The 21,779-nt window shown below is 65.0% G+C and carries 19 protein-coding genes; 8 read left to right on the top strand and 11 right to left on the bottom strand.

Features of this window, described 5'->3' with window-relative positions; translation table 11 throughout:
* Nucleotides 1–203: 203 nt before the first annotated feature.
* The 4 genes from CSW57_RS03345 (at nucleotide 204) to phoU (ending at nucleotide 5,567) form a co-directional block, all read left to right on the top strand.
* Nucleotides 204–1,196: an acyl-ACP desaturase gene (locus CSW57_RS03345; protein ID WP_099381429.1), complete on the top strand. Its 993-nt coding sequence runs from the start codon at nucleotides 204–206 to the stop codon at nucleotides 1,194–1,196.
* A gap of 38 nt (nucleotides 1,197–1,234) precedes the next feature.
* Nucleotides 1,235–2,395 carry a tRNA dihydrouridine synthase DusB gene (gene dusB / locus CSW57_RS03340; protein ID WP_262982246.1) on the top strand — a complete coding sequence of 387 codons (1,161 nt, stop codon included), beginning with the start codon at nucleotides 1,235–1,237 and terminating at the stop codon, nucleotides 2,393–2,395.
* A gap of 199 nt (nucleotides 2,396–2,594) precedes the next feature.
* Complete coding sequence (locus CSW57_RS03335; RefSeq protein ID WP_099381427.1) at nucleotides 2,595–4,808, top strand: LCP family protein; 2,214 nt, start codon at nucleotides 2,595–2,597, stop codon at nucleotides 4,806–4,808.
* Between the two features lie 99 nt (nucleotides 4,809–4,907).
* Complete coding sequence (gene phoU, locus CSW57_RS03330) at nucleotides 4,908–5,567, top strand: phosphate signaling complex protein PhoU (RefSeq protein WP_099381426.1); 660 nt, start codon at nucleotides 4,908–4,910, stop codon at nucleotides 5,565–5,567.
* Nucleotides 5,568–5,573: 6 nt separating this feature from the next.
* Here phoU and CSW57_RS03325 read toward each other — a convergent pair whose 3' ends face one another.
* From CSW57_RS03325 to CSW57_RS03290, 8 genes are all read right to left on the bottom strand, one after another.
* Nucleotides 5,574–6,446: a protein kinase domain-containing protein gene (locus CSW57_RS03325; RefSeq protein ID WP_099381425.1), complete on the bottom strand. Its 873-nt coding sequence runs from the start codon at nucleotides 6,444–6,446 to the stop codon at nucleotides 5,574–5,576.
* Nucleotides 6,436–7,854 (bottom strand): FHA domain-containing protein, encoded by a 1,419-nt coding sequence (locus tag CSW57_RS03320; RefSeq protein ID WP_189339119.1) that lies wholly within the window; start codon nucleotides 7,852–7,854, stop codon nucleotides 6,436–6,438. The genes CSW57_RS03325 and CSW57_RS03320 overlap by 11 nt, the downstream gene beginning before the upstream one ends.
* 71 nt (nucleotides 7,855–7,925) lie before the next feature.
* A complete protein-coding gene (gene pstB / locus CSW57_RS03315) occupies nucleotides 7,926–8,702 on the bottom strand; it encodes a phosphate ABC transporter ATP-binding protein PstB (protein WP_023957280.1) in 777 nt (258 codons plus the stop codon).
* An 8-nt stretch (nucleotides 8,703–8,710) separates the two neighbouring features.
* Nucleotides 8,711–9,625: a phosphate ABC transporter permease PstA gene (gene pstA, locus CSW57_RS03310; RefSeq protein WP_023957281.1), complete on the bottom strand. Its 915-nt coding sequence runs from the start codon at nucleotides 9,623–9,625 to the stop codon at nucleotides 8,711–8,713.
* The gene (pstC, locus tag CSW57_RS03305; protein WP_023957283.1) at nucleotides 9,622–10,653 is read right to left on the bottom strand and encodes a phosphate ABC transporter permease subunit PstC; all 1,032 of its coding nucleotides are present in this window, start codon (nucleotides 10,651–10,653) and stop codon (nucleotides 9,622–9,624) included. Before pstC ends, pstA begins: the two co-directional genes overlap by 4 nt.
* A 33-nt stretch (nucleotides 10,654–10,686) precedes the next feature.
* A complete protein-coding gene (pstS, locus tag CSW57_RS03300; protein ID WP_030173918.1) occupies nucleotides 10,687–11,793 on the bottom strand; it encodes a phosphate ABC transporter substrate-binding protein PstS in 1,107 nt (368 codons plus the stop codon).
* A 213-nt stretch (nucleotides 11,794–12,006) separates the two neighbouring features.
* Nucleotides 12,007–12,873, bottom strand: coding sequence for a mycothiol synthase (gene mshD / locus CSW57_RS03295; RefSeq protein ID WP_099381423.1), 867 nt, complete (start codon nucleotides 12,871–12,873; stop codon nucleotides 12,007–12,009).
* Nucleotides 12,863–13,648, bottom strand: a complete 786-nt coding sequence (locus CSW57_RS03290) for a winged helix-turn-helix transcriptional regulator (protein WP_023957288.1) — start codon at nucleotides 13,646–13,648, stop codon at nucleotides 12,863–12,865. Before CSW57_RS03290 ends, mshD begins: the two co-directional genes overlap by 11 nt.
* Before the next feature lie 178 nt (nucleotides 13,649–13,826).
* Between CSW57_RS03290 and CSW57_RS03285 the strand changes: the two genes are divergently transcribed.
* The 4 genes from CSW57_RS03285 (at nucleotide 13,827) to CSW57_RS03265 (ending at nucleotide 17,002) form a co-directional block, all read left to right on the top strand.
* Nucleotides 13,827–14,663: an LmeA family phospholipid-binding protein gene (locus CSW57_RS03285; protein ID WP_189339118.1), complete on the top strand. Its 837-nt coding sequence runs from the start codon at nucleotides 13,827–13,829 to the stop codon at nucleotides 14,661–14,663.
* A 281-nt stretch (nucleotides 14,664–14,944) separates the two neighbouring features.
* Nucleotides 14,945–15,784 (top strand): sulfurtransferase, encoded by an 840-nt coding sequence (locus CSW57_RS03280; protein ID WP_099381421.1) that lies wholly within the window; start codon nucleotides 14,945–14,947, stop codon nucleotides 15,782–15,784.
* A gap of 2 nt (nucleotides 15,785–15,786) precedes the next feature.
* Entirely contained in the window at nucleotides 15,787–16,092 is a 306-nt protein-coding gene (locus CSW57_RS03275; RefSeq protein ID WP_023957291.1) for a DUF1416 domain-containing protein, read from the top strand.
* A 295-nt stretch (nucleotides 16,093–16,387) separates the two neighbouring features.
* Nucleotides 16,388–17,002 carry an FABP family protein gene (locus CSW57_RS03265; RefSeq protein ID WP_099381420.1) on the top strand — a complete coding sequence of 205 codons (615 nt, stop codon included), beginning with the start codon at nucleotides 16,388–16,390 and terminating at the stop codon, nucleotides 17,000–17,002.
* Between the two features lie 336 nt (nucleotides 17,003–17,338).
* Here the strand turns inward: CSW57_RS03265 and cydC are convergent, their stop codons facing one another.
* Genes cydC through cydB form a run of 3 tightly spaced genes read right to left on the bottom strand, consistent with a single transcriptional unit; the run spans nucleotide 17,339 to nucleotide 21,778 of the window.
* Entirely contained in the window at nucleotides 17,339–19,042 is a 1,704-nt protein-coding gene (cydC, locus tag CSW57_RS03260) for a thiol reductant ABC exporter subunit CydC (protein ID WP_099382011.1), read from the bottom strand.
* On the bottom strand, nucleotides 19,029–20,720 hold the full coding sequence (gene cydD, locus CSW57_RS03255) for a thiol reductant ABC exporter subunit CydD (RefSeq protein ID WP_099381419.1): 1,692 nt from the start codon (nucleotides 20,718–20,720) through the stop codon (nucleotides 19,029–19,031). Before cydD ends, cydC begins: the two co-directional genes overlap by 14 nt.
* Nucleotides 20,717–21,778 (bottom strand): cytochrome d ubiquinol oxidase subunit II, encoded by a 1,062-nt coding sequence (cydB, locus tag CSW57_RS03250; RefSeq protein ID WP_099381418.1) that lies wholly within the window; start codon nucleotides 21,776–21,778, stop codon nucleotides 20,717–20,719. The genes cydD and cydB overlap by 4 nt, the downstream gene beginning before the upstream one ends.
* Nucleotide 21,779: the final 1 nt, after the last annotated feature.

Raw genomic sequence — 21,779 nt, 5'->3', positions numbered from 1 at the left:
ATCACGTCAGTAAGATGCACCACACACGGGGATCATCGGGGCACCCAGTTCGAGCAGTAACCAGGCCACTACTGACCAGCAGCGATTCAGTGGCGCGAGGGTTTCGACACACCTTTGCGCCGGCGCGAAGGACTTGGGTGGCGGTAGTGCGTTCCCGTAGCCTGGACCCTTATCACGCCTAGCCGTTCTTGGAGGAATAACTAATGGCCCGCGAGTTGACTCAACTGGAGCTCTTGAAAGAACTGGAGCCGGTGGCCGAGGAAAACGTCAATCGCCATCTGCGCCTTGCCAAGGACTGGAACCCGCATGACTACGTCCCCTGGGACGAAGGGCAGAACTTCGCGGCTCTCGGTGGTGTCGACTGGGATCCGGAGCAGTCGAGGCTCGACGACGTGGCCAAGGCCGCGATGGTCACCAACCTCCTGACCGAGGACAACCTGCCGTCGTATCACCGCGAGATCGCGGAGAACTTCTCGATGGACGACGCGTGGGGCCATTGGGTCGGACGCTGGACCGCCGAAGAGAACCGCCACGGCATCGCGATGCGCGACTACCTCGTGGTCACCCGCGGCGTCGACCCCGTCGCGCTCGAAGAAGCCCGCATGATCCACATGACCAACGGTTTCTCCTCACTCGCCACCGCGGGTAAGCGAGCCGAAGAGCTCGGAGAAACCAGCGCCGGACTGCTGCGTTCGGTGGCGTATGTGACCTTCCAGGAACTCGCGACGCGTGTCTCGCACCGCAACACCGGCAAGGCGTGCAACGACCCGATCGCCGACCGCATGCTCCAGCGCATCGCCGCCGACGAGAACCTGCACATGGTTTTCTACCGCAACATCTGCGGCGCCGGCCTCGACATCTCACCCGACCAGACCATCCGCGCGATCTACGAAGTGGTCTCCAACTTCCAGATGCCCGGCCTCGGTATGCCGAACTTCCGTCGCAACGGCGTCCTCATGGCCAAGCACGGCATCTACGACCTGCGCCAGCACCTCGAAGAGGTCATCCAGCCCGTTCTGCGCAAGTGGAACATCTTCGAGCGCGAGGACTTCAGCGCCGAGGGCGAGAAGACCCGTGAAGAGCTGGCCGCATTCCTCGACAAGCTGGCCGCAGACACCATCAAGTTCGAAGAGATGCGTGACCGCGCCCTCGCTCGCGAAGCGGCCAAGCGCGAAAAGGCCCGCGCCGCCTCCTAGCGGCGATTTCTCGGAAAGGCCAGATCCTGACCGCTCTGCTGCCAGACACCCGCACCACCCCGGCACTGTCCATCGGATCCATCGAGCTCTCCAGCCCGGTGGTCCTGGCTCCGATGGCCGGGGTGACCAACGTTGCCTTCCGCACACTGTGCCGCGAACTCGAGCTCGCCCGGACCGGCACGGTTGCCGGTCTCTACGTCTGTGAGATGGTCACCGCCCGCGCCCTGGTGGAGCGTCACCCGGTGACCATGCACATGACCACGTTCGCCCCGGAAGAGAACCCGCGGTCGATGCAGCTCTATACGGTCGACCCCGAGTACACCTATGCCGCGGCCAAGATGATCGTCGACGAGAACCTCGCCGACCACATCGACATGAACTTCGGCTGCCCGGTGCCGAAGGTGACCCGCAAGGGCGGCGGCTCGGCCATCCCCTACAAGCGCCGTCTGTTCGCCAACATCGTCGCCGCCGCCGTCCGCGCCACCGAGGGCACCGACATCCCCGTCACCGTCAAGTTCCGCATCGGAATCGACGACGAGCACCACACCCACCTCGACGCCGGTCGGATCGCCGCCGCCGAGGGCGCGAAAGCTGTTGCGCTGCATGCTCGTACGGCCTCGCAACGCTATTCCGGGAGCGCCGACTGGGACGAGATCGCACGACTCAAGGAGCACGTGACCGACGTGCCCGTCCTCGGCAACGGCGACATCTTCGAGCCCGCCGACGCCACCCGGATGATGAATCAGACCGGCTGCGACGGCGTGGTCATCGGTCGTGGATGCCTCGGTCGGCCATGGCTGTTCTCCGAACTGAGCGCTGAATTGAACGGACTGCCCGCCCCGGCGGCCCCCACGCTCGGCGAAGTGGCGCAGATCATCGTCCGGCACGGACAGCTGCTCGCCGACCACCACGGCGAGTTCAAGGGCATGCGGGAAATCCGCAAGCACGTTGCCTGGTATCTACGTGGTTTCCCCGTCGGCTCGGAGTTGCGCCGCGACATGGCCCTGGTCGAGACCGTCGATCAACTTGCCGACATGGTGGGCCAATTACCCGCTGACGTGCCCTTTCCCCGCGACGGCCACGGTCCTCGCGGACGGCAGGGGTCGCCGTCGGCCGTGGCCCTCCCCCACGGCTGGCTCGACGATCCGGACGACGACTGCGTTCCCGACGGCGCCGAGGTCATGCATTCCGGCGGATAGCCCCACCAGTAGAAATACCGGATCCAGAAAGCTCGGTTTCACACTGCCGAACTCGAACACAAGAACAACGGCCGACGAACGCTCGGCGACGAGGCACATACAGGTTCGGCCAGTATCATCGTGAACGCGCCTGCCCGGCCGACATGTTTTCGACGGGCCTGAGATACAGCCCGGTGCCCAGAAGTCCGAAGGAACATGAGTGAGCAGCGACGACGAGCTCCGGGGACGCACACCCGAGGAACGCCGCGATCTGATTCGCCGCCAGCTCGGCGCGCCATCGGATGAGGTACTCCGCGAGCCCCCCGCTCGGGAACTGCCCCGCGACGCCGCGGGCCGATTGACGGTCCAGGAACTCCTCAATCGGATGAATGCCGCCGGCTCGTCCGGACGCGCCGCACCATCGCCTTCGTCTCGTGCCGCATCCGACGTGCCGTCGCAGCCGCCGGTCGGCGAACCCCGATCCTCGACCGACCGGTCCCCGGCACCTCCGTCCGACGGACCGTCGGTTCCGCCGCCGCGCCCGCGCCGCGTCCGCCCCGCCGATGCCCCCACCGAGACCATCAGCCGTGCGGTGGATCCGGGGCCGCCGTCCGATCCCGACCCACGCGATAGCCGCACCCAGGCCGGTGGGCCGCCCTCCCCGCCTGCGACCCAGCCGAGCCATCCCTTCGCGCGCACCGACCCTCCGCAACGGGACGACGACGACTCCCAGACAGAGGTCATCCCGGCCGCCAAGGACGGTCCACCCGTCTACCTGGCCGCCGATCGCGAGCCGGATCCGAACCCGTCGCACGACAGCGTGGCCGACCGTGTGCAGCCGGCGGTGGTTCCCGAATCCGGCGCGGGTACGGCCCGTGGCCGCCGACATGCCGCGGCGCCAAAAGGACGCGACCGAGCGGCGCTGACCAGAAATGCCCGGATGGGTGGCCGGGTCCTCCTCGCTCTCGCCTGCGTCATGACACTCCTGGGCACCGGCGCGGTGTGGGGCTATCAGAAGGTCAAGGACGGCAACTGGAACATCGTCGATGCCGTCAACCCGGACAACAGCGAGATCCGTGGCAAAGAACTGCAGACCGGCGACGAAACCTACTTGATCGTCGGCACCGACACCCGGTCGGGAAAGAACGGGCAGATCGGCGCCGGTACCACCGAAGACGCCGGCGGTGCCAGGTCGGACACAGTGATCCTCGTGAACATCCCGGCCGACCGCAGCCGCGTGGTCGCGGTGAGTTTCCCCCGGGACCTGCAGATCAACCGCCCCGAGTGCACAACCTGGGACAACGACAAAGGCGAATACACCGGCCAGATCGTGCCCGCCGAGACGGGCGCCAAGCTCAACACCGCCTACGGCGACGGCGGCCCCAAGTGCATCGTCGACACACTCACCGCGATCAGCGGCCTGAACATCAACCACTTCATCGCGATGGACTTCTCGGGTTTCGAAAAGGTCGTGAACAAGATCGGTGGTGTCGAGGTCTGCTCGCCGGTCCCGCTCAACGATTTCGAGCTGGGCCCCATCCTCACCAAGCCCGGTAAGCAGAAGGTCCGCGGTAAAGCTGCCCTCAACTACGTGCGCGCCCGCACCATCGACACCGAGGGCAACGGTGACTACGGGCGCATCAAACGCCAGCAGCTGTTCCTCTCGTCGCTATTGCGCGGAGCGCTCTCCAGCAAGGTCTTGTCCAATCCTGCGACGCTCAACGGCATCGTCGACACCTTCATCCAGAACAGCTTCGTCGATCAGGTGGACACCGACGACCTGCTCCAATTGGCCCAGTCGATGCAGGGGCTCGACGCCGGCCGCGTCACCTTCCTCACCGTCCCCACCTCGGGCACGGCCGAAGACGGCTCGGGCAACGAGATCCCCCGCGATGCCGACATCCGCGCAATCTTCGACGCGATCATCAACGACGAACCGCTGCCCGGGGAGAAGGAAGAGAAACCGGCCGGAACAACAACCAGCACAACAACTTCTTCGACAACCTCGCGGTCGGCAGACGTCACCGTCAGCGCGCTCGATCCGTACTCGGTGAGCATGCGGGTGCTCAACGGCACCGGTACCGCCGGAGTCGCCACCGGCATCGCCGAGAGTCTGGCCAATCAGGGCTTCGGCGTCCAGGGTGTTGCCGACGCCTCCGAGAACCGCACCGACACCGTCGTCCGGTACGGCGAGGGGCAACAGGCTGCGGCGGCCACGGTTGCACAGTTGTTCCCCGGGGCGAGCATCCAGGCGGACAACACCGTGCAGTCGGGCATCGAGGTCATCGTCGGCAGCGACTACAGCGGGAACCTGGGGTCGCCGGTTCTCGCCGGGGGCCAGATCACCGTCGCCGAACTGCCTCGCGAGTCGGGAACAGACGAGTTGCCCAACGACCTCACGGTCACGAACGCCGGGGATACGACCTGCGCATGAGTCGGACCGACGACGCCGACATCGAGCCTGTGCCACTCGTTCATTCGCAGTTCACCACCTGACCACCATTCCCACCGATCGTGGCAGTACCGTTGGCTCATGCGTAGTGCCTACATTGAGCAGATGGCCGAACTCAACGGAGTTCTGGGACAAATGTGTGCGTTGGCCGGGATTGCGATGGAGCGATCCACCCAGGCCCTGCTCCAAGCCGATCTCGCGGTCGCCGAGTCGGTGATCGGCGACCACGAGCAGTTGACGCAGTTGTCGACGCAAGCCGAAGAACGGGCATTCGCCCTCCTCGCGTTGCAGGCGCCGGTCGCCGGCGATCTGCGTTCGATCGTGAGTGGATTCCAGATCGTCGCCGACATCGACCGCATGGGTGCGCTTGCGCTGCACGTCGCCAAGGTCGCTCGCCGTCGCCACCCCGCCAAAGCGCTGCCCGAAGAGGTCAACGGTTACTTCGCCGAAATGGGCCGGCTCGCCATCACCATGGCGACCAACGCGCGTGAGGTCCTCACCAGCCAGAACCCCGAGGACGCGCTCAAGCTGCAGGACGACGACGACGCGATGGACGACCTCCACCGCCATCTGTTCACGGTGCTGATGGACCGCGAGTGGCGTCACGGCGTCGCCGCCGCAGTGGACGTCACGTTGCTCGGCCGGTACTACGAGCGCTTCTCCGACCACGCTGTGCTCATCGGACGTCGCGTGGTGTTCCAGGCGACGGGACAGACCCCGGAACAGTTCACCGAGGTCTAGTGGCTTCTACCGGGGTGCAGTTCGCCGCACCTCGGAGATCCGGTCGGCCAGTTCTGCAGCCGTCCTGAACCGATCACTGTGCGGGGCAAGGCATTCCGACACCAGGTCGCGTTCAGCCGGTGAAAGTGTCGGACTGATCCTGGGTTTGGTGGACTGCACCGTGCGGATCGCCACCAGCGGCTGCATGTCGGGCAGTTCACCGTAGAGGCCTTCACCGGTCAGCGTGCGGTGGATCGTCGCTCCCAGAGCCCAGATATCCGTTGCCCGCGAAGGTGTTTGGCCGACAAGGGTGTCGGGGTCGGCATATTCGAGTGAAGCGGACGACCCGATGCCGGTGACCGCGGTCGCCGCGGTGATCACCCGGGCCAGACCCAGATCGGACAGTACTCCTGCCGGTGATGCCGTGGTACCGGCGCCATCACCTCCCGCGATCAACACGTTCGCCGGTTTGATGTCGGAATGGACCAACCCGGCCTCGTGCATGTCGTGTGCCCCCCTGGCCGCGCATTCGAGCACGGCGAGTGCCTGGTCACGCTGCAGCGGCATCGATGGGGCCGCCATCGACCCACCCGGGAAGTAGTCCATCGCGTACATGAAGAGGTCACCCAGAGCCGCTTCGTACAGATGCACCAGATGCGGGGACCGTACAGCGGCGAAACTGCGGAGTTCGCGCACACCACGATGAAAGGCGTCCTCACCGCAGGGGTTCGAAAACACCTTCAGCGCAACGTGATCGACGTCCAGTTGCAGCCGGGCCGGAGGCACCGCCAGATAACACGTACCGTGGCTGCCCGCACCGAGCGCCCGGACTGTCCGATAATCGGCGATTGCCGGAGGCAGCCGACGAGCGTCGGTGCCCGACGTCTGGTCAACGAACATCGCTGATCCTCCCGTGCGGCGCCTCGAACAGCAACGACCGGCTTCCCACCCGCAGTTCGGAACCCGGATACAACACCGCTTCCTGCCCCCGGCGCAACGTGATCCAGCCAGGCGCGCGCGGCAACCGGACATACGTCCCGTTCACCGAGCCGGCATCCACCACCCGGACATCCCAATCCACAAGTCGCAGTTCACAATGCGCGCGCGACATCGACCCCGAGGTGTCGTTGATGCGAATGGGATCAAGCGGTCCGATACCCGTACCTGCGACACCACCCCTGGCTGCGACCATCGGCTCGGGATCACGTCCGATCATCAGGTCACCGGCCACCACATAGGTGGTGCCGTCGTCGATGACGAGTAGCCCCAACGGCGGTCGCGGCCCCTGCACCATCGCCCCCGTCATCCGGTTGATCCGAATACCGCATCGGGTACAGACCGGTGACCGCGGGTCGTTGATGTGACCGTTCTGGCACAGCAGACCCTGGATCTGCACCTGCTGTTCGCGCGCCGAGACCTTCGGATCAGATGGACGCACAGGACGATTCGCGACATCGGTCGGCGCCGATGCCAGTGCGGCATCGGCCGGTCCGACCACGTCACGCGGCGGGACCAGTGTCGGCTCGGCGATTCCCCTCCGAACCGAGGCAGCTCTGCGCCGGCCACCGACGATCGGCAACGGTGCCCGTCCGGCTGCGGTGTAGTTGTCGAAGTCGTCCAGCCTCACCGAGAGAGCCGGTGGTAGCAAAGGCGTTTCGGCTACCGCCATCGCGGTGTCGACGAGTTCGGGACTCACCACCACCGGGGCACCTGTGGGCTCGTCGGCAGCCGACGTCATCGGTGTCGCTGCCGGTACGGCATATACCGCGCTGTCGGTGGAAGGCGATGCCGATGGCCACAACACAACCCCGGCGCCGGGTGCCGCACCCTTTTCGAGCGAGAAGATCTCCGACGGGGCCAGACCACCCGACCCGATCGGTCCACCGCCCAGCGGATCGTCTTCGTCGATGGTCAGGGCCACCGCGAACACACTGCTCGGATAACTGCGCTGTACCAGGAACCCGGCGTCTGCTCCCCTGATGACCTCCGGCGTGGCGAACTCGGTGACGTACACCCTCGCACTCGCGGCACCGTAGACGAAGACCTCCAGACCCCCGTGCCGGTCGGTGGAGACCACCGCGAAGTCCGGGCTGCTGTCCTCGTTGGCCAGCAACCACTTGGTCAGCGAGCGAAGCCGCGACCCGTCGACGCGGCCGGCCTGTTCGAGCGGCTCGGTGGCGAGATGCGCCAAATCTGTGAGCGTTGCGCTACTCCGGATCGGATCGGCGTCGATGAGCAGGAGCGACGGTCCGCGGCGGAGCACGATGCCACGACCAGGCAGCACACTCACCGGATGTTTTGCCGTCACGGGGACCATTCTGGCAAGGAAACGGCCCCATGCGCAGACATGGGGCCGTTTTCTTCAGGTACTTGCGAGGATCAGCCGAAACGGCCGGAGATGTAGTCTTCCGTCGCCTTCTGCGTCGGGTTGGAGAACATCGTCTCGGTGTCACTGAGCTCGACCAGCTGTCCGGGCTGGCCGACAGCCGCCAGGTTGAAGAACGCGGTCTGGTCGCTGACGCGGGCAGCCTGCTGCATGTTGTGCGTCACGATCACCACCGTGTAGTCCTTCTTGAGTTCGGTGATCAGGTCCTCGATGGCGAGCGTCGAGATGGGGTCGAGTGCCGAACACGGCTCGTCCATCAGGAGCACGTCAGGCGACACCGCGATCGCACGCGCGATGCACAGACGCTGCTGCTGACCACCGGAGAGGCCACCGCCGGGCTTGTTCAGCCGGTCCTTGACCTCTTCCCAGAGGTTCGCTCCGCGCAGGCTGCGCTCGGCGGTCTCGTCGAGCACCTTCTTGTCGCGCACACCCTGCAGTCGCAGACCGGCCACCACGTTGTCCTTGATCGACATCGTCGGGAACGGATTGGGGCGCTGGAACACCATGCCGATCGTGGAGCGGACCGACACCGGGTCGATGCCCTTGCCGTAGATGTCGTCGCCGTCGAGCAGGACCTTGCCCTCGACGCGAGCACCGGGGGTCACCTCGTGCATGCGGTTGAGCGTGCGCAGCACGGTGGACTTACCGCAGCCGGAAGGGCCGATGAACGCCGTGACGCAGCGGGGCGGCACTTCCAGGCTCACGTCCTTGACGGCGTGAAAGGCGCTGTAGTAGATGTTCAGATCTTTGAGGTCGAGTCTTTTTGCCATTGCTTATCTCATTTCGTCTTCGGCGCGAGCAGTTTAGAAGCCAGCGCCGCGAGTGCATTCGCCAGCGCGATCACGATGACCAGGGTCAGCGCTGCACCCCAGACGCGGTATTCCCCGGCGGGATTGGGGTTTGCCAACTGGTTGTAGATGAACAACGGCAGCGACGTCATGTTGTTCTGGAACGGGTCGTAGTTCACCGAAGCGGTGTAGCCCACCAGGATCAGCACCGGGGCGGTCTCACCCATGATTCGCGCGGTGGCGAGGAACACTCCGGAGATGATTCCCGACATCGCCGTCGGGACAACAATTTTCACGATGGTCTTGGACTTGCTGATGCCCAGCGCGTACGAGGCCTCACGCAACTCGTCGGGGACGAGCTTGAGCATCTCCTCGGTGGAGCGAACAACCACCGGGAGCATCAGCAGCACAAGTGCCAGGCTGACCGCGAAGCCACTCTGAGGCAGACCGAACGTGGTCACCCACACGGTGAAGATGAACAGCGCCGCGACGATCGACGGGACGCCGGCAAGGATGTCCACCATGAACGAGGTGGGCTTGACCAGCTTGCTGTTCGGATACTCCACCAACATGATCGCGGCCATGATGCCGATCGGTACGGCGATCACGGCGGCGATCAATGCCGTGAGGATCGTGCCCAGGATCGCGTGTCCGACACCGCCGGAGAAGCTCGTCGGCCCGATCAGGAACTGGTCGCCCGACCACCACTCCGGCTTGATGATCGCTTCGAAACCCTTGCTGATGACGGTGAAGAGCACCATCACCAGGGGAATCATCGCGATCAGGAAGCACAGGGTGAAAACGATCGTGGCCGACTGGTTCTTCAGGCGCCGGGCGGGCGAGACCGGCTTGTACAGACTGCCGGCCTTGACCGGGCTGCTGCCATCGATGGTTGAGGTGCTCATCCGTTTACCTTTCCGCCGGAGAGAACCCGGGCGATGGCATTGACCACGAAGGTCAGCAAGAACAGCACCAAACCTGCGGCGATGTACGCGCCGGTCGGCAGGGGCTGGTTGAACTCGCCTGCGCCAGAGGCGATCTTGGAGGCGAATGTGTATCCACCATCGAAGAGGCTGAACCCGGACGTCGATGTCGCGGCCCGCAGGATGATGAGGACGGCAACCGTCTCACCCAGTGCGCGACCGAGCGCGAGCATCGACGCCGCGATCATTCCACTACGTGCGTAGGGGAATGAGGTCATCCGCAGCATCTCCCACTTCGTCGCGCCCAGTGCCAGGGCCGCTTCCTTGTGCAGCACAGGTGTCTGCTGCAGCACCTCACGCGAGATCGAGGTGATGATCGGAAGGATCATGATCGCCAGCACGATTCCAGCGGTGAAGATCGTCCCACTCGAGACGTTGCCGTCGGCGAAGAGGAAGAACCATCCGAGGTTGCTGTTGAGGAAGTCGGCGACCGGCTGGAGCTTGGGTCCGAGAACCGCCATGCCCCACAGGCCGAAGATGATCGACGGCACTGCGGCAAGCAGGTCGACGACGGCGCCGAGCGGTCGGGACAACCGCGCCGGTGCATACGACACGAGGAATGTCGCGATACCGATCGCGATGGGCACCGCCAACGCCAGTGCGAACACCGAGCTCAGAACCGTGACCTTGAGCAGGTCGAGGATTCCGAACCGGAGGTTCAGGGCGTTGGTGGTGTCCCACACCGAACTCGTCAGGAAGTTGACGTTGTCCACTCTCAATGAGGGGATGGCCTCGAAGAGTAGGTTCAGTGCGATCAACAGGATCACCAGGCAGACGAAGCCACCGGCTGTCAGAGCCAGCACCTTGAACGCCTGATCGTAGAACCGACTCCGATTTTGTCGGGAGTTCGACTTCAGATCCGATTGACTGTCCGAAGGCTCGGGAGCTGATGCGCTTGGGCTCACCGCGCCTACTTTGTCAGATTGCCCGACCGCGTCATGCACCGTCATCGCTTTCCTGCCCTAACTTATGAGAGAGATCAGTCACTGAATGGAATCGATGGCTGTGTTCAGTTGAGTGCTGAAGCCCTCGGGGATCGGGATGTATCCCTCGGCCTCGAGTGAGCTCTGCACGTCGGTGCTCGCGGCGACCTTGAGGAACGACTTCACGGCCTGGCCGGTGGCATCGTCCGAGTAGTTGCTGCAAACGATTTCGTAGGTGGCAAGCACGATCGGGTAGGCACCTGCGACGGACGGCTTGTAGAAGCTCGAGGTGTCGAGGACCAGGTTGTTCGAGCCCGGGTTCTTCAGCGTGGCTCCGTCGATGGTCTTGCCCACGGTCTCGACCGAGAGCGGCACAGCCTCAGGACCGGCCGAGGTGATGATGTTGGCGATGCTCAGGCCCTGGTTGGTGGCGTAGGACCACTCGTTGTAGGTAATCGATCCGGGCGAGTTCTTGATGGCGGCCGAGGTGCCCTCGTTGCCCTTCGCGCCCTCACCGACACCGCCGGCGAACGACTTGCCCGCACCCTGGGTCCAGGTGCCGTCCGATGCGGCTTCCAGGTACTTCTGGAAGTTGTCGGTGGTGCCGGACTCGTCCGAGCGGAAGATCACGATGATGTCCTGGTCGGGCAGGGACACGCCTGAGTTCTCGGCGGCGATGGCCGGGTCGTTCCACTTCTTGATGGTGCCGTTGAAGATCTTGCCGAGGGTGGGGCCCGACAGGTTGACCGCGTCGACGCCGTCGAGGTTGTAGGTGACGGCGATAGGGCCGAAGACGAGGGGAAGGTTCCATGCCTCGGACCCGCAGGTGGTCGCCGCGGCGGTGGCCTCGTCTTCCTTCAGCGGCGAGTCGCTGCCACCGAAGTTGGTGAGGCCGCCGGTGAACTCCTTGACGCCGGCGCCGGAGCCGTTGGAGTTGTAGTCGATGGTCTTGCCCTCGCACGTGGTGGCGTAGGAGTTGGCGAACAGGGTCATGGCGTTGGCCTGTGCGCTTGATCCACTGGCCTTCAGATTCGCCTGGCCTTCACACGTGACGCCTTCGACCTTCTTGGCCGTGTCGGAGTCTGATGCGGAGTTTCCACACGCCGAGATCAGCAGCGTTGAGGCAGCAAACACGCCCAGGATTGCTCCACTGTTTTTCAAGTTCACCTGAAGAAGTCCTTCGATTGGTGCATCGGCAGTCTGCTCGACACAGGTCGCAATGATTCACAGGCAGCCACGACGCCGTAGCGCATCGCGTCCTGCTGCGGTTTGGAAGCTACAGAGCGAGAGTGAAGCGATACCCCTGGAGAGGTGAACGAGAGGTGAACAGCCATGGTGACGAATCGGACATTGCGCCGGGCCGACGCCCGGGGTCGTCACTCAGCCGTACGCGACATCGATCGCGTACCGGGTGAACCCGAGCTTGGCGTAGGTGTTGAGCGCAGCCTTGTTGTCGCCCTCGACGTAGAGTTCGACCTCCGCGAGGCCACGCTGCTGGAGATGGTGCAGGCCGGCCAGGGTGAGCAGTCGCCCCAGACCTCGCCCCTGGGCGGTGGCGTCGACACCGACGATGTACACCTCACCCAGTGCGGGGGTGTCGCCCTCGGGAGGGTGCACTTTTGTCCAGTGGAAGCCCAGCAAGGTGTGAGGATCAGACGCATCGAACACGAGGAACAACCCTGCGGGGTCGAACCACTCGGCGCCCGTACGCGCGGTGATCTCGTCGTCGCTCCAACCGCCCTGCTCCGGATGCCACTCAAAGGCCACGTTGTTGACCCGCAAGATCTCCGCGTCGTCCGACGGCCCCGCGTACGTTCGCAGAACGAGGTCGTCGGGCACGGTGAGCGACGGGAGTTCGGCCCCGGCCAGAGGCCGTCGCAACTGCAGCAGCTCGCGCCGGGCAGTGAGTCCCAGTGAAGCCGCCAGCGCCTGCGCGGCAGGCAGATTCCCATGCGCCCACACCCGACGGTTGTCGGGCACGTGCTCGAGAGTTGTTGTCAGCAGCCGTTTCCCGTGACCGCGTCGGCGGTGTTCGGGGTGCACCGCCAGCTCGATCATCGCCGGTTCGCCCTCTCGGGCAGGGGTGACGTTCGCATACCCGACAACGGTGTCGCCGGACGAGACGGTGAACTCCTTGACGCCCTCGCGGCCGATGACGGCCACCGCCTGCTCGCCCATCGGCGCGACACCGTCAGTGCAGGCGGCGGCAGTCAAGAGTTCGTGGACGGGCCCGGCGTCAGCCCCCATTGGCGCTCGAACTCAGTTCCGGGTCCGGGAACTCGACCTCGTCCGATCCACCCAGATCGTCGAGATCTCCGTTGTCGGTGGAGGTCTCGCCGCCGCCGCGACCGCCCCGGCTGGGACGCACTGCCTTGTAGCCGACGTTCCGGACGGTACCGATCAACGACTCGTACTCGCTGCCGAGTTTGGCGCGAAGGCGCCGGACGTGCACGTCGACCGTGCGGGTGCCGCCGAAGAAGTCGTATCCCCACACCTCTTGGAGCAGTTGAGCCCGGGTGAAGACGCGACCGGCGTTCTGCGCGAGATACTTCAGGAGTTCGAACTCCTTGTAGGTCAGGTCGAGGGGGCGTCCACGTAGCCGTGCCGTGTAGGTGCCCTCGTCGATCACCAGGTCACCGAGGGTGACCTTTCCACTGGCCTCCTCGGCGGTGACACCTCGGGTGCGCACGACCAGAAGACGCAAGCGCGCATCGAGTTCGGCGGGACCGGTGTCGGGTAACAGGAAGTCGTCGAGGCCCCATTCGGAGTTCACGGCCACCAGGCCGCCCTCGGTCAGCACCGCGACCACAGGGACCGATGAACCCGTACTCCCGAGCAGTCGGCACAGGCCGCGCGCGGCGGCAAGGTCAGAACGCGCATCAACGATGGCTACATCTGCGTTTCCGGCTTCCATCAATGAGGACACCTCGGTGGGCGCCACTCGAACGGTATGAGCCAGCAGTGACAACGACGGCAATACAGACTCAGGGGTGGGATCGGCTGTCAGTAACAAGAGATCCACAAACCACTCCGATCTCGATTATTCGTATATGTACGCTGTCTTACCAACGTGTGCGAGATAGATGACAGAATAGCGTCATATCGGTCGCTACCCGTTAACAAGTCGCCAGCGGGAGTCTTCACCGGCGGTCGCCGGCCGCGTCGCCGGATGGACTGAGTCCATTCACAGAGGGGAATCGTTGCGCAAGCTGGCAGTCGGTGTGCTCATCACCCTCTTGGTCGCCACGATCGCCGATTTCGCATCCGCGGCCTACGCAGAGTACCGCTATTCCACCGCGTTGCGGGAGGCTTCCGACCTGGAGTTCGATCCCGAGATCACCATCTCCGGCTTTCCCTTCGTCGACCAGGCCACCGGCGACACGTACGACCAGATCGGCATCACTGCGCGGGGCGCTGACCTGGGCGATGGGCGCCGGGGCGACCTGCGGTCGAAGCTGTCCGACGTGCGCCGAGCAGACGGCGAATGGGTCATCGGACAGAACACGGAACTGACCGCGGACAAGGCCACCGCGTCCCTGAAGATCGACTCGGTCAACCTCGGCCGGTTCCTCGGCATCGTCGACCTCACCGTCACCACGCCGGCGCCCGAAGACAAGGCCGGCGGTGGTGGTCCGGGCGACGGGATCCTCTCGACCAGCAACGGCGTCATCATGACCGGGACGGTCAATGTGAGCGATCCACGTAATTCCCGTCACAGTTCCGCGCAACGTCGCGAAAAGGTGAGCGTCGCGGTTGATCTGTCCGTACGTGGCGGTGCTCTTCACATCGATGCCCGCAACCTCTACTCCGGTCCCGCCGAGCACGTGAAGTCCGACGTTCCGTCCGGGGCCGAGCCGATGGTGCTCGCCCAGTTCACCAAGACGCTGCCGGTACTGCCACTTCCGTGGTCGATGCCGGCAGTGAAGGCGGCCTCACAGGGCAGCGATGTGGTGCTCGAGGCCGAGCCCGCGCCGTTGGTCGCAACCGCCCGGGACTTCTGGCAAGGGCCATCTCGGGGTGGTCGCACGCTGCGGTAAGCTGTCGGCCATGCAACTGGGCTGTGAGTTGATGCTCACCCGCCGTCGGGCGATCGACTTCTGTCGTATCGCCAATTGTTGCTGTCTGAGCCGGTAACCGGCGGGCCGTTCCGAGATCTTCCGCGTCCCGCACGTCCGGCGTGCCCCTGGTTCGCGTTCTTCGCTCCAGCGATTCATCACGCCCCCAGCACCACCTCCCGAGCTTCATCCTCCAAGCACCACCACAGTTGTATCTACTGCGGATCGCTTCTCGATGCCGCATCCACCACGAAAGGAAAACCATGGCTCGCTCCGACGTCCTGGTCAGCGCCGACTGGGCTGAGCAGAACCTGAAAGCAGACAAGACCGTCTTCATCGAGGTCGACGAGGACACCACCGCCTACGAAGGCGGACACATCGAAGGCGCCATCCGCCTCGACTGGCGCAAAGACCTGCAGGACGGCGTTCGCCGCGACTTCCTGAACCAGGAGCAGTTCTCGGAGTTGTTGTCGGCCAAGGGCGTCTCCAACGACGACACCGTTGTTCTCTACGGCGGCAACAACAACTGGTTCGCTGCCTATGCCTACTGGTACTTCAAGCTCTACGGCCACAAGGACGTCAAGCTCATCGACGGCGGCCGCAAGAAGTGGGAGCTCGACGGCCGTCCACTGTCGACCGACGAGGTGACCCGCCCGGCAACCACGTACACCGCATCCGCGCCGGACACGAGCATCCGCGCATTCCGCGACGAGGTCATCAACGCCATCGGCAGCAAGAACCTGGTCGACGTGCGCAGCCCCGACGAGTTCTCGGGCAAGATCCTCGCTCCCGCTCACCTGCCGCAGGAGCAGGCCCAGCAGCGTGGCCACGTCCCGGGCGCGATCAACATCCCGTGGAGCACCACCGCCAACGAGGACGGCACCTTCAAGACGGACGATGACCTCGAAAAGCTGTACGCCGAAAAGGGTTTCGACGACAGTAAAGAGACCATCGCCTACTGCCGCATCGGTGAGCGCTCGAGCCACACCTGGTTTGTGCTCGATCAGCTCCTCGGCAAGAAGAACGTCAAGAACTACGACGGCAGCTGGGTCGAATACGGCTCACTCGTCGGCGCCCCGATCGAACTGGGAGAGAGCAAGTAATCATGTGTGCTGCGCCTAAACAGGGACAGAAGATGCCCGCCGGTGTCGATACCGAGAAGGAAACAGTGTTGACAGGTCAGGTCGTCGACACCGACGGCAACCCCGTTGCCGGCGCGTTCGTCCGCCTCCTCGACAACACCGGCGAGTTCACCGCAGAGGTCGTCGCCAGCGGTACCGGTGACTTCCGGTTCTTCGCCGCTCCCGGGACGTGGTCGTTGCGTGCGCTCTCGTCCATCGGCAACGGTGATGCCACCGTGAGCCCGGAGGGCCCCGGCGTGCACGAGCAGAACGTGACCGTCAGCAAGTAGAAGGTCGGATCAGACGAGCCCGGCCCGCCTCTCGAGGCGGGCCGGGCTTCTTGCTGACTGCCGTGTGCCTCCGTGCACACAACTCACCTGACCGGGGCCGGATGTGACCGCACTGATGGATCTGTGTGCACTCACGCACGCGGCCAGACTGAGGGAATCCCCACACGCACCCGCCCATCATCGCGAGCTAGAATGCTCTGGTGGTCATATTCTTCGAAGCGTTGCTGGTGCTGGCAACCATCCTGATTTCCTGGTTTGGCCTGTACGTCCTCTACCGGCTGGTCACTGACGAATCGTGACCCGTTCGGGCGACGAGGCGATCAACCAGGCGGCGATCCGCGCGCAGGAAACCGCGGCGCGTAACGTCCCGTCGCTGCCCGATCTGCCGCTGCCGGACGACACGGCCAACCTGCGTCAGGGCCCTGACCTGCATCCCGGGCTGCTGGCGCTCCTACCCATGGTCGGTGTGTGGCGCGGCGAAGGGGAAGGCTACGACCCCGAGAACGGTGACCACCACTTCGGCCAGCAGGTCATCATCAGCCACGACGGCGGCAACTACCTCGTCTGGCAATCCCGCACCTGGGTCATCGACGCGGACGCCAATTACATCGGCCCCGGTGACCGCGAGGCAGGGTTCTGGCGAATCGGCGAAGACGACGTCATCGAACTCCTCCTCACCCATGCCGAGGGCTGGGTCGAACTGTTCTACGGCAAGCCGCTCAATCAGACGTCGTGGGAATTGGCCACCGACGTCGTGATCAAAGCTGCGTCGGGTCCTCGTGCCGGAGGCGCCAAACGTCTGTACGGCCTCGTCGAGGACGGCGATCTCGCCTACGTCGAGGAACGGGTCGACGCGGACGGCGACCTCGTTCCCCGCGCATCAGCCAAACTGCGCCGCTACGCCGGCTAGATACCGACGTTCGCGGTCCGAGACCAACTGTCATCGGATCATCGAGGCGGGCTCGGCTGCCGATTCGAAGCAAACCGCCTGACCCGCCGACAAAGGAACGCCGGGGAAATGGATAGACCCCCGCACCACCCACTTCTCAGCGGGCTCTCTCGGCCTGGACAAGGCCGAGGTGCGGGGGTCCGGTGACCATTGTGGATTCAGCTGACGACCGCTGGGACGCAACTGATGTGCGGTCCCGATCGGGCCAATCCACGAAAAACGGTCGTTAGCTGATGGTCACCTCACGTGTCCAAGAATTCAACTTCAGACCACCTCCTTCCTCGTGTACGGACGAAGTTACCCCCGGTTCGATACCTCGGCAACCGCTTTTTCTCGTAGCGAATTCGCCCCCAGATCGATGACCCTGTCGGCACGATGAGAGGCCGGTAGTCGGTGCGAGACAACAACGACCGCGCGTTCACGGTCGACGAGCCCGCCACCGACATCGAGGAGTCCGGCCTGCACTCTGTCCGCATCGGCACGGTCGAGATTGTCGCCGGGTTCGTCGATGAGCAACACCGGCGAGGGGTTGATCAGGGCGCGCGCCACGAGCAGCCGCCTCCGCTGTCCTCCGCTGATGGCGTCCGCACCCCCTTCGAGGGTCGTGCCGAGTCCATCCGGCAATCCGCCGACCCAGGTGTCGAGGCCGACGGATGCCAACGCCGACATCAGCACCTCGTCGGTCGCGTCGCCGCGTGAGACGAGCAGGTTCTCGCGGACACTGGTGGTGAACACGTGACCGTCCTCCGCGAAATATCTTGGGTTCGAATCGTTCTCACTCGAAACGGCGACGCTTCCCGACACCGGCTCCAACAACCCGGCCAACGTCAGCAAGAGTGTGGACTTCCCACAGCCACTCGGACCCACGAGGGCGATCCTGGACCCCGGTTTCACGTCCAGGTCCAGGCCGGCAGACCCGCCGAACACCGCCCCGCCGGGCCACCCCCATCGCAGGCCACGGACCGTCAGGTGCCCGGTCGGCAGGGCAGTCGACCGGTTCGGGAGCGCGTTTCGGTAGTCGTGCGCGCGGTCGACGAGGGTCATGATCCGCCGGGCCGCAAGGCGACTGCGCGACAGTGTCATCGCAGCGTCTGTCATGGTGCTGGTGGAGTCGAAAGCACTCAGGGGCAGGAGGATCAGAACGCCCAGTGTCATCGGAGACACCGAATCAGCCATGCCGATGCCGATCAGCCCCGCCACGATCACCGAGACCCCGACGGCAAGTGGTGTGGCAGCCGCCGCCCATGCGCTCTGCCGGGCTCCCCGGTCGGTGGCGCTGCGGGCGTCGGCCTCGGCAGATGCCAAGTCGGTCAACACCTCTGCGCGACGACGTGTCACTGCCAGCTCTGGTCCGTGGTCAAGAAGATTCATCATCGCCTCGGCGCTGCGCGCCTGCGCCACGGCAGCATCCACTGCGGCGCGGCGAGCACCGCGCGCGGCACCCCACGGCGCAACTGCGCCGCTGATCAGCAGACAACCGGCCAAGGCGACCGCCGCCCACAACGAGACACACGCCATGACCACGATCGCGGCGCCGGACACCACCATCGACACCCCGATGGGTATGAGGGCCCGGATCAAGGCATTGCCCACCTCGTCCACATCGGCACCCGTGCGCGACAACAACTCTCCGCGGCGCAATCCCACCGAGTAACCAGACGGTCCACCCGCGAGGACGACGTACAGTCGGCGGCGCGCAGTCGACATCGCATCGAGCGCCACATCATGTGTGGCCAGCCGCTCGAGGTAGCGGAACAGCCCCCGCGAGATGCCGAGCGCTCGCACAGCTGTCACTGCGAGCGACAGATACAGAACCGGCGGCATCTGCCAGGCGCGGGTGATCAACCATGCCGACAGCGCGGCAAGCGCCAGTGCGCTACCGGCACCGAGCATTCCCAGCAGCAGCGACTTCGCCACCAACTGTCTGCGCAGGCCGAGCAGCCCCATCGCACGCCAGAGTGGATCCTCACGCACCGCCGACCACTTCTCAACGACGGACATCGACATGCGCTCCGATCTCGACCACGTCGTCGGCTGCTGCGACCAACGCCGGACGGTGAGCGACAACAACAACGGTGTCACCGGCGCGGGCGCGGGCCTGCAGCACCCGGCACACCTCGGTCTCGGCCACCGCATCGAGGTGAGTGGTCGGCTCATCGAGCAACAGCAGCGGAGCGGGCGACGCCAGCACACGGGCAAGCGCCAGGCGTTGCCGCTGCCCCGCCGACAGCCCCACTCCCCCATGCCCGAGCTGGGTGTCCCACCCCTGCGGCAAGCCGGCGACCACTTCATCGAAACCACTTGCTCGGCACGCCAACTCACGATCCGCATCGGGGACCGGCCCACCGAGGAGAAAGTTCTCCCTCACGGTGCCCGGTACCAGCACCGGGTGCTGTGGTAGCCAAGAGACCTGCTCCCACAACGCTTCCCGGTCGAAGTCGGCGACCGGCACGTCACCGATCAGGATGGAGCCGGCGTCCAGGCCTTGCAGACCCAGGATGGCTGCCAGCACAGTCGACTTCCCTGTCCCGTTGGGCCCGATGACCACGGTCAGTCGTCCCGGCCGGATGGTCGCCGTCACATCGTCCGGGGTCCAGCCGTCGCGGCCCTGGATGCCGACGCCGGACAAGGTGATGGCGGCTCCGGCGACCGGTACCGACCGGCCGACTGTTGCCGACGCGGCAGATTCCGCCTCGATGATGTCGAATATCTCATCAGCGCTGGCCGTCCCGGCCTCCGAGTTGTGGAACTGAGCCCCCGCGGCCCGTAGCGGCAGGTAGATCTCCGGTGCGAGCACCAGGGCCAGGACACCCCCGTACAGCCCCATGTCACCGAAGACCAGGCGCAGTCCGATGCTCACGGCGACCAACGCCACGCACAGGGTGGCGAGGAACTCCAGCACCGCACCCGACAGGAAGGCGATCCGAAGCGCCTTCATGGTGCTGCGCCGATGAGCCTGCCCCAACTCACCGATACGACCCGCCGGCTCCAGCTCGCGCCCCAGTGCGCGCAGTGTGGGTATCCCGGCGATGAGGTCGAGCAATTGTGACGAGAGGCGACTCATCGCCGCCAGACGGTCAGCCGTGCGATCGCGGGTCATCACCCCGATGAGGATCATGAAGATCGGTATCAGCGGCAGTGTGATGGCCACGATGATCGCCGACGTCATGTCGGCGATTGCCATCACCACGATCAGCACCGGGATCGCCACCACCGAAAGAACAAGGGCAGGAACGTATCCGGCCAGGTACGGACCCAGCGCCTCGATGCCGCGGGTCAGGATGGTGGCAAGACGCTCGCGACGGGTGAGCAGATCACGCGGTGCGGTACGAGCTGGGTCTGACACCACCGCCAGGGCCGCCTCACGCAACTCGGCGATCACCTGGGCGCCCGCGCGATGGGCGTAGCGGTCGTGGAGGTAGGTCGCGGCAACCCGCACCACAACCGACGCCGCCAGCCAGACCAGATGGGACGCTTGCGCATCGAGGCTGCGCAGCCCAGGAGATACGATCAATTCCGACACTATCGAGGCCACCATCGCCGCGGTGACGATGACGGTCGCGACTGACATCACGGCCATGAGCACCGTGATCACCAGGTAGCGGCGCGAGGTCCGTGAGTACTTCCACAGGCGCGGATCGATCGGCGGTCTGGCCCGCCGCCGCCCCGACGCGGTCATCGCGGTGCCTCGGCAGTTTTTCGTTCGCGTAGTGCCAGCCCGATGGACGGAGGAATCTGGGATGTCGAGATGCGCTGCCGGAACACCCAATACGTCCACCCCTGGTAGGCGAGCACCACGGGGGTGATGAACGCTGCCGCCCAGGTGATCACCACCAACGTGTGATGACTCGACGCACTCCCCTCGATGGTCATGTGGAAGGCCGGGTCGGTTGTGGACGGGATGACGTTGGGGAACATCGACCCGAGGATCAGTACCACCACACCGAAGATCGCGAAGCACGTGGCGACGAATGCCCATCCCTCCCTCCGCATCCAGGCCAGCGCCGTGGCGGCGACGACGGCCACCGCGGCGACCGCCAGTGCCGCCCACGTCCATCCCTTGCCGTAGGCCAGCTGGGTCCACACACCCCACACCGCGGCGACCACGGTGGTCGGAACGGCGAGCCAGGCTGCGGTCCTCATGGACTCACGCTGCATGTCGCCACCCGTCTTGAGCGCCAGGAACACCGCGCCGTGGGTGATGAACAACAATGCGGTGGCAGCGCCGCCGAGCAGTGCGTACGGCGACAGCAGGTCGAGGATGTTGCCGGTGAACTGCTCCTCACCGTCGATGGGAAGTCCGCGCACCAGATTGGCGAAGGCGACGCCCCACAGAACGGCCGGCAGCCACGAGCCGAGCCCGATACCGACGTCAGCCCACCGACGCCACCGCGGGTCGTCGATCTTCCCACGCCACTCGATGGAGACGACCCGGGTGATCAGCCCGACGAGGATGAGCAGCAATGGAAGATAGAAAGTACTGAACATCGTTGCGTACCAGGCAGGAAAGGCCGCGAACAAGGCACCGCCGCCAGTGATCAACCACACCTCGTTGCCGTCCCACACCGGGCCGATGGTGTTGAGCATGACCCGTCGCCTGGTGTCCCCGGGCACGCCGTCCTTCGCCCGGCCCAGAAAAGGCATGAGCATCCCGACCCCGAAGTCGAAACCCTCGAGTACGAAGTAGCCGAGGAACAGCACCCCGACGAGTGCGAACCAGAACTCAGCAAGGCTCATC

The organism is Williamsia muralis (assembly GCF_002735905.1).
GTDB lineage: Bacteria > Actinomycetota > Actinomycetes > Mycobacteriales > Mycobacteriaceae > Williamsia > Williamsia muralis_A.
Note: the sequence above shows the minus strand (reverse complement) of the source record. Positions and strands in the feature narration are given on the sequence as shown.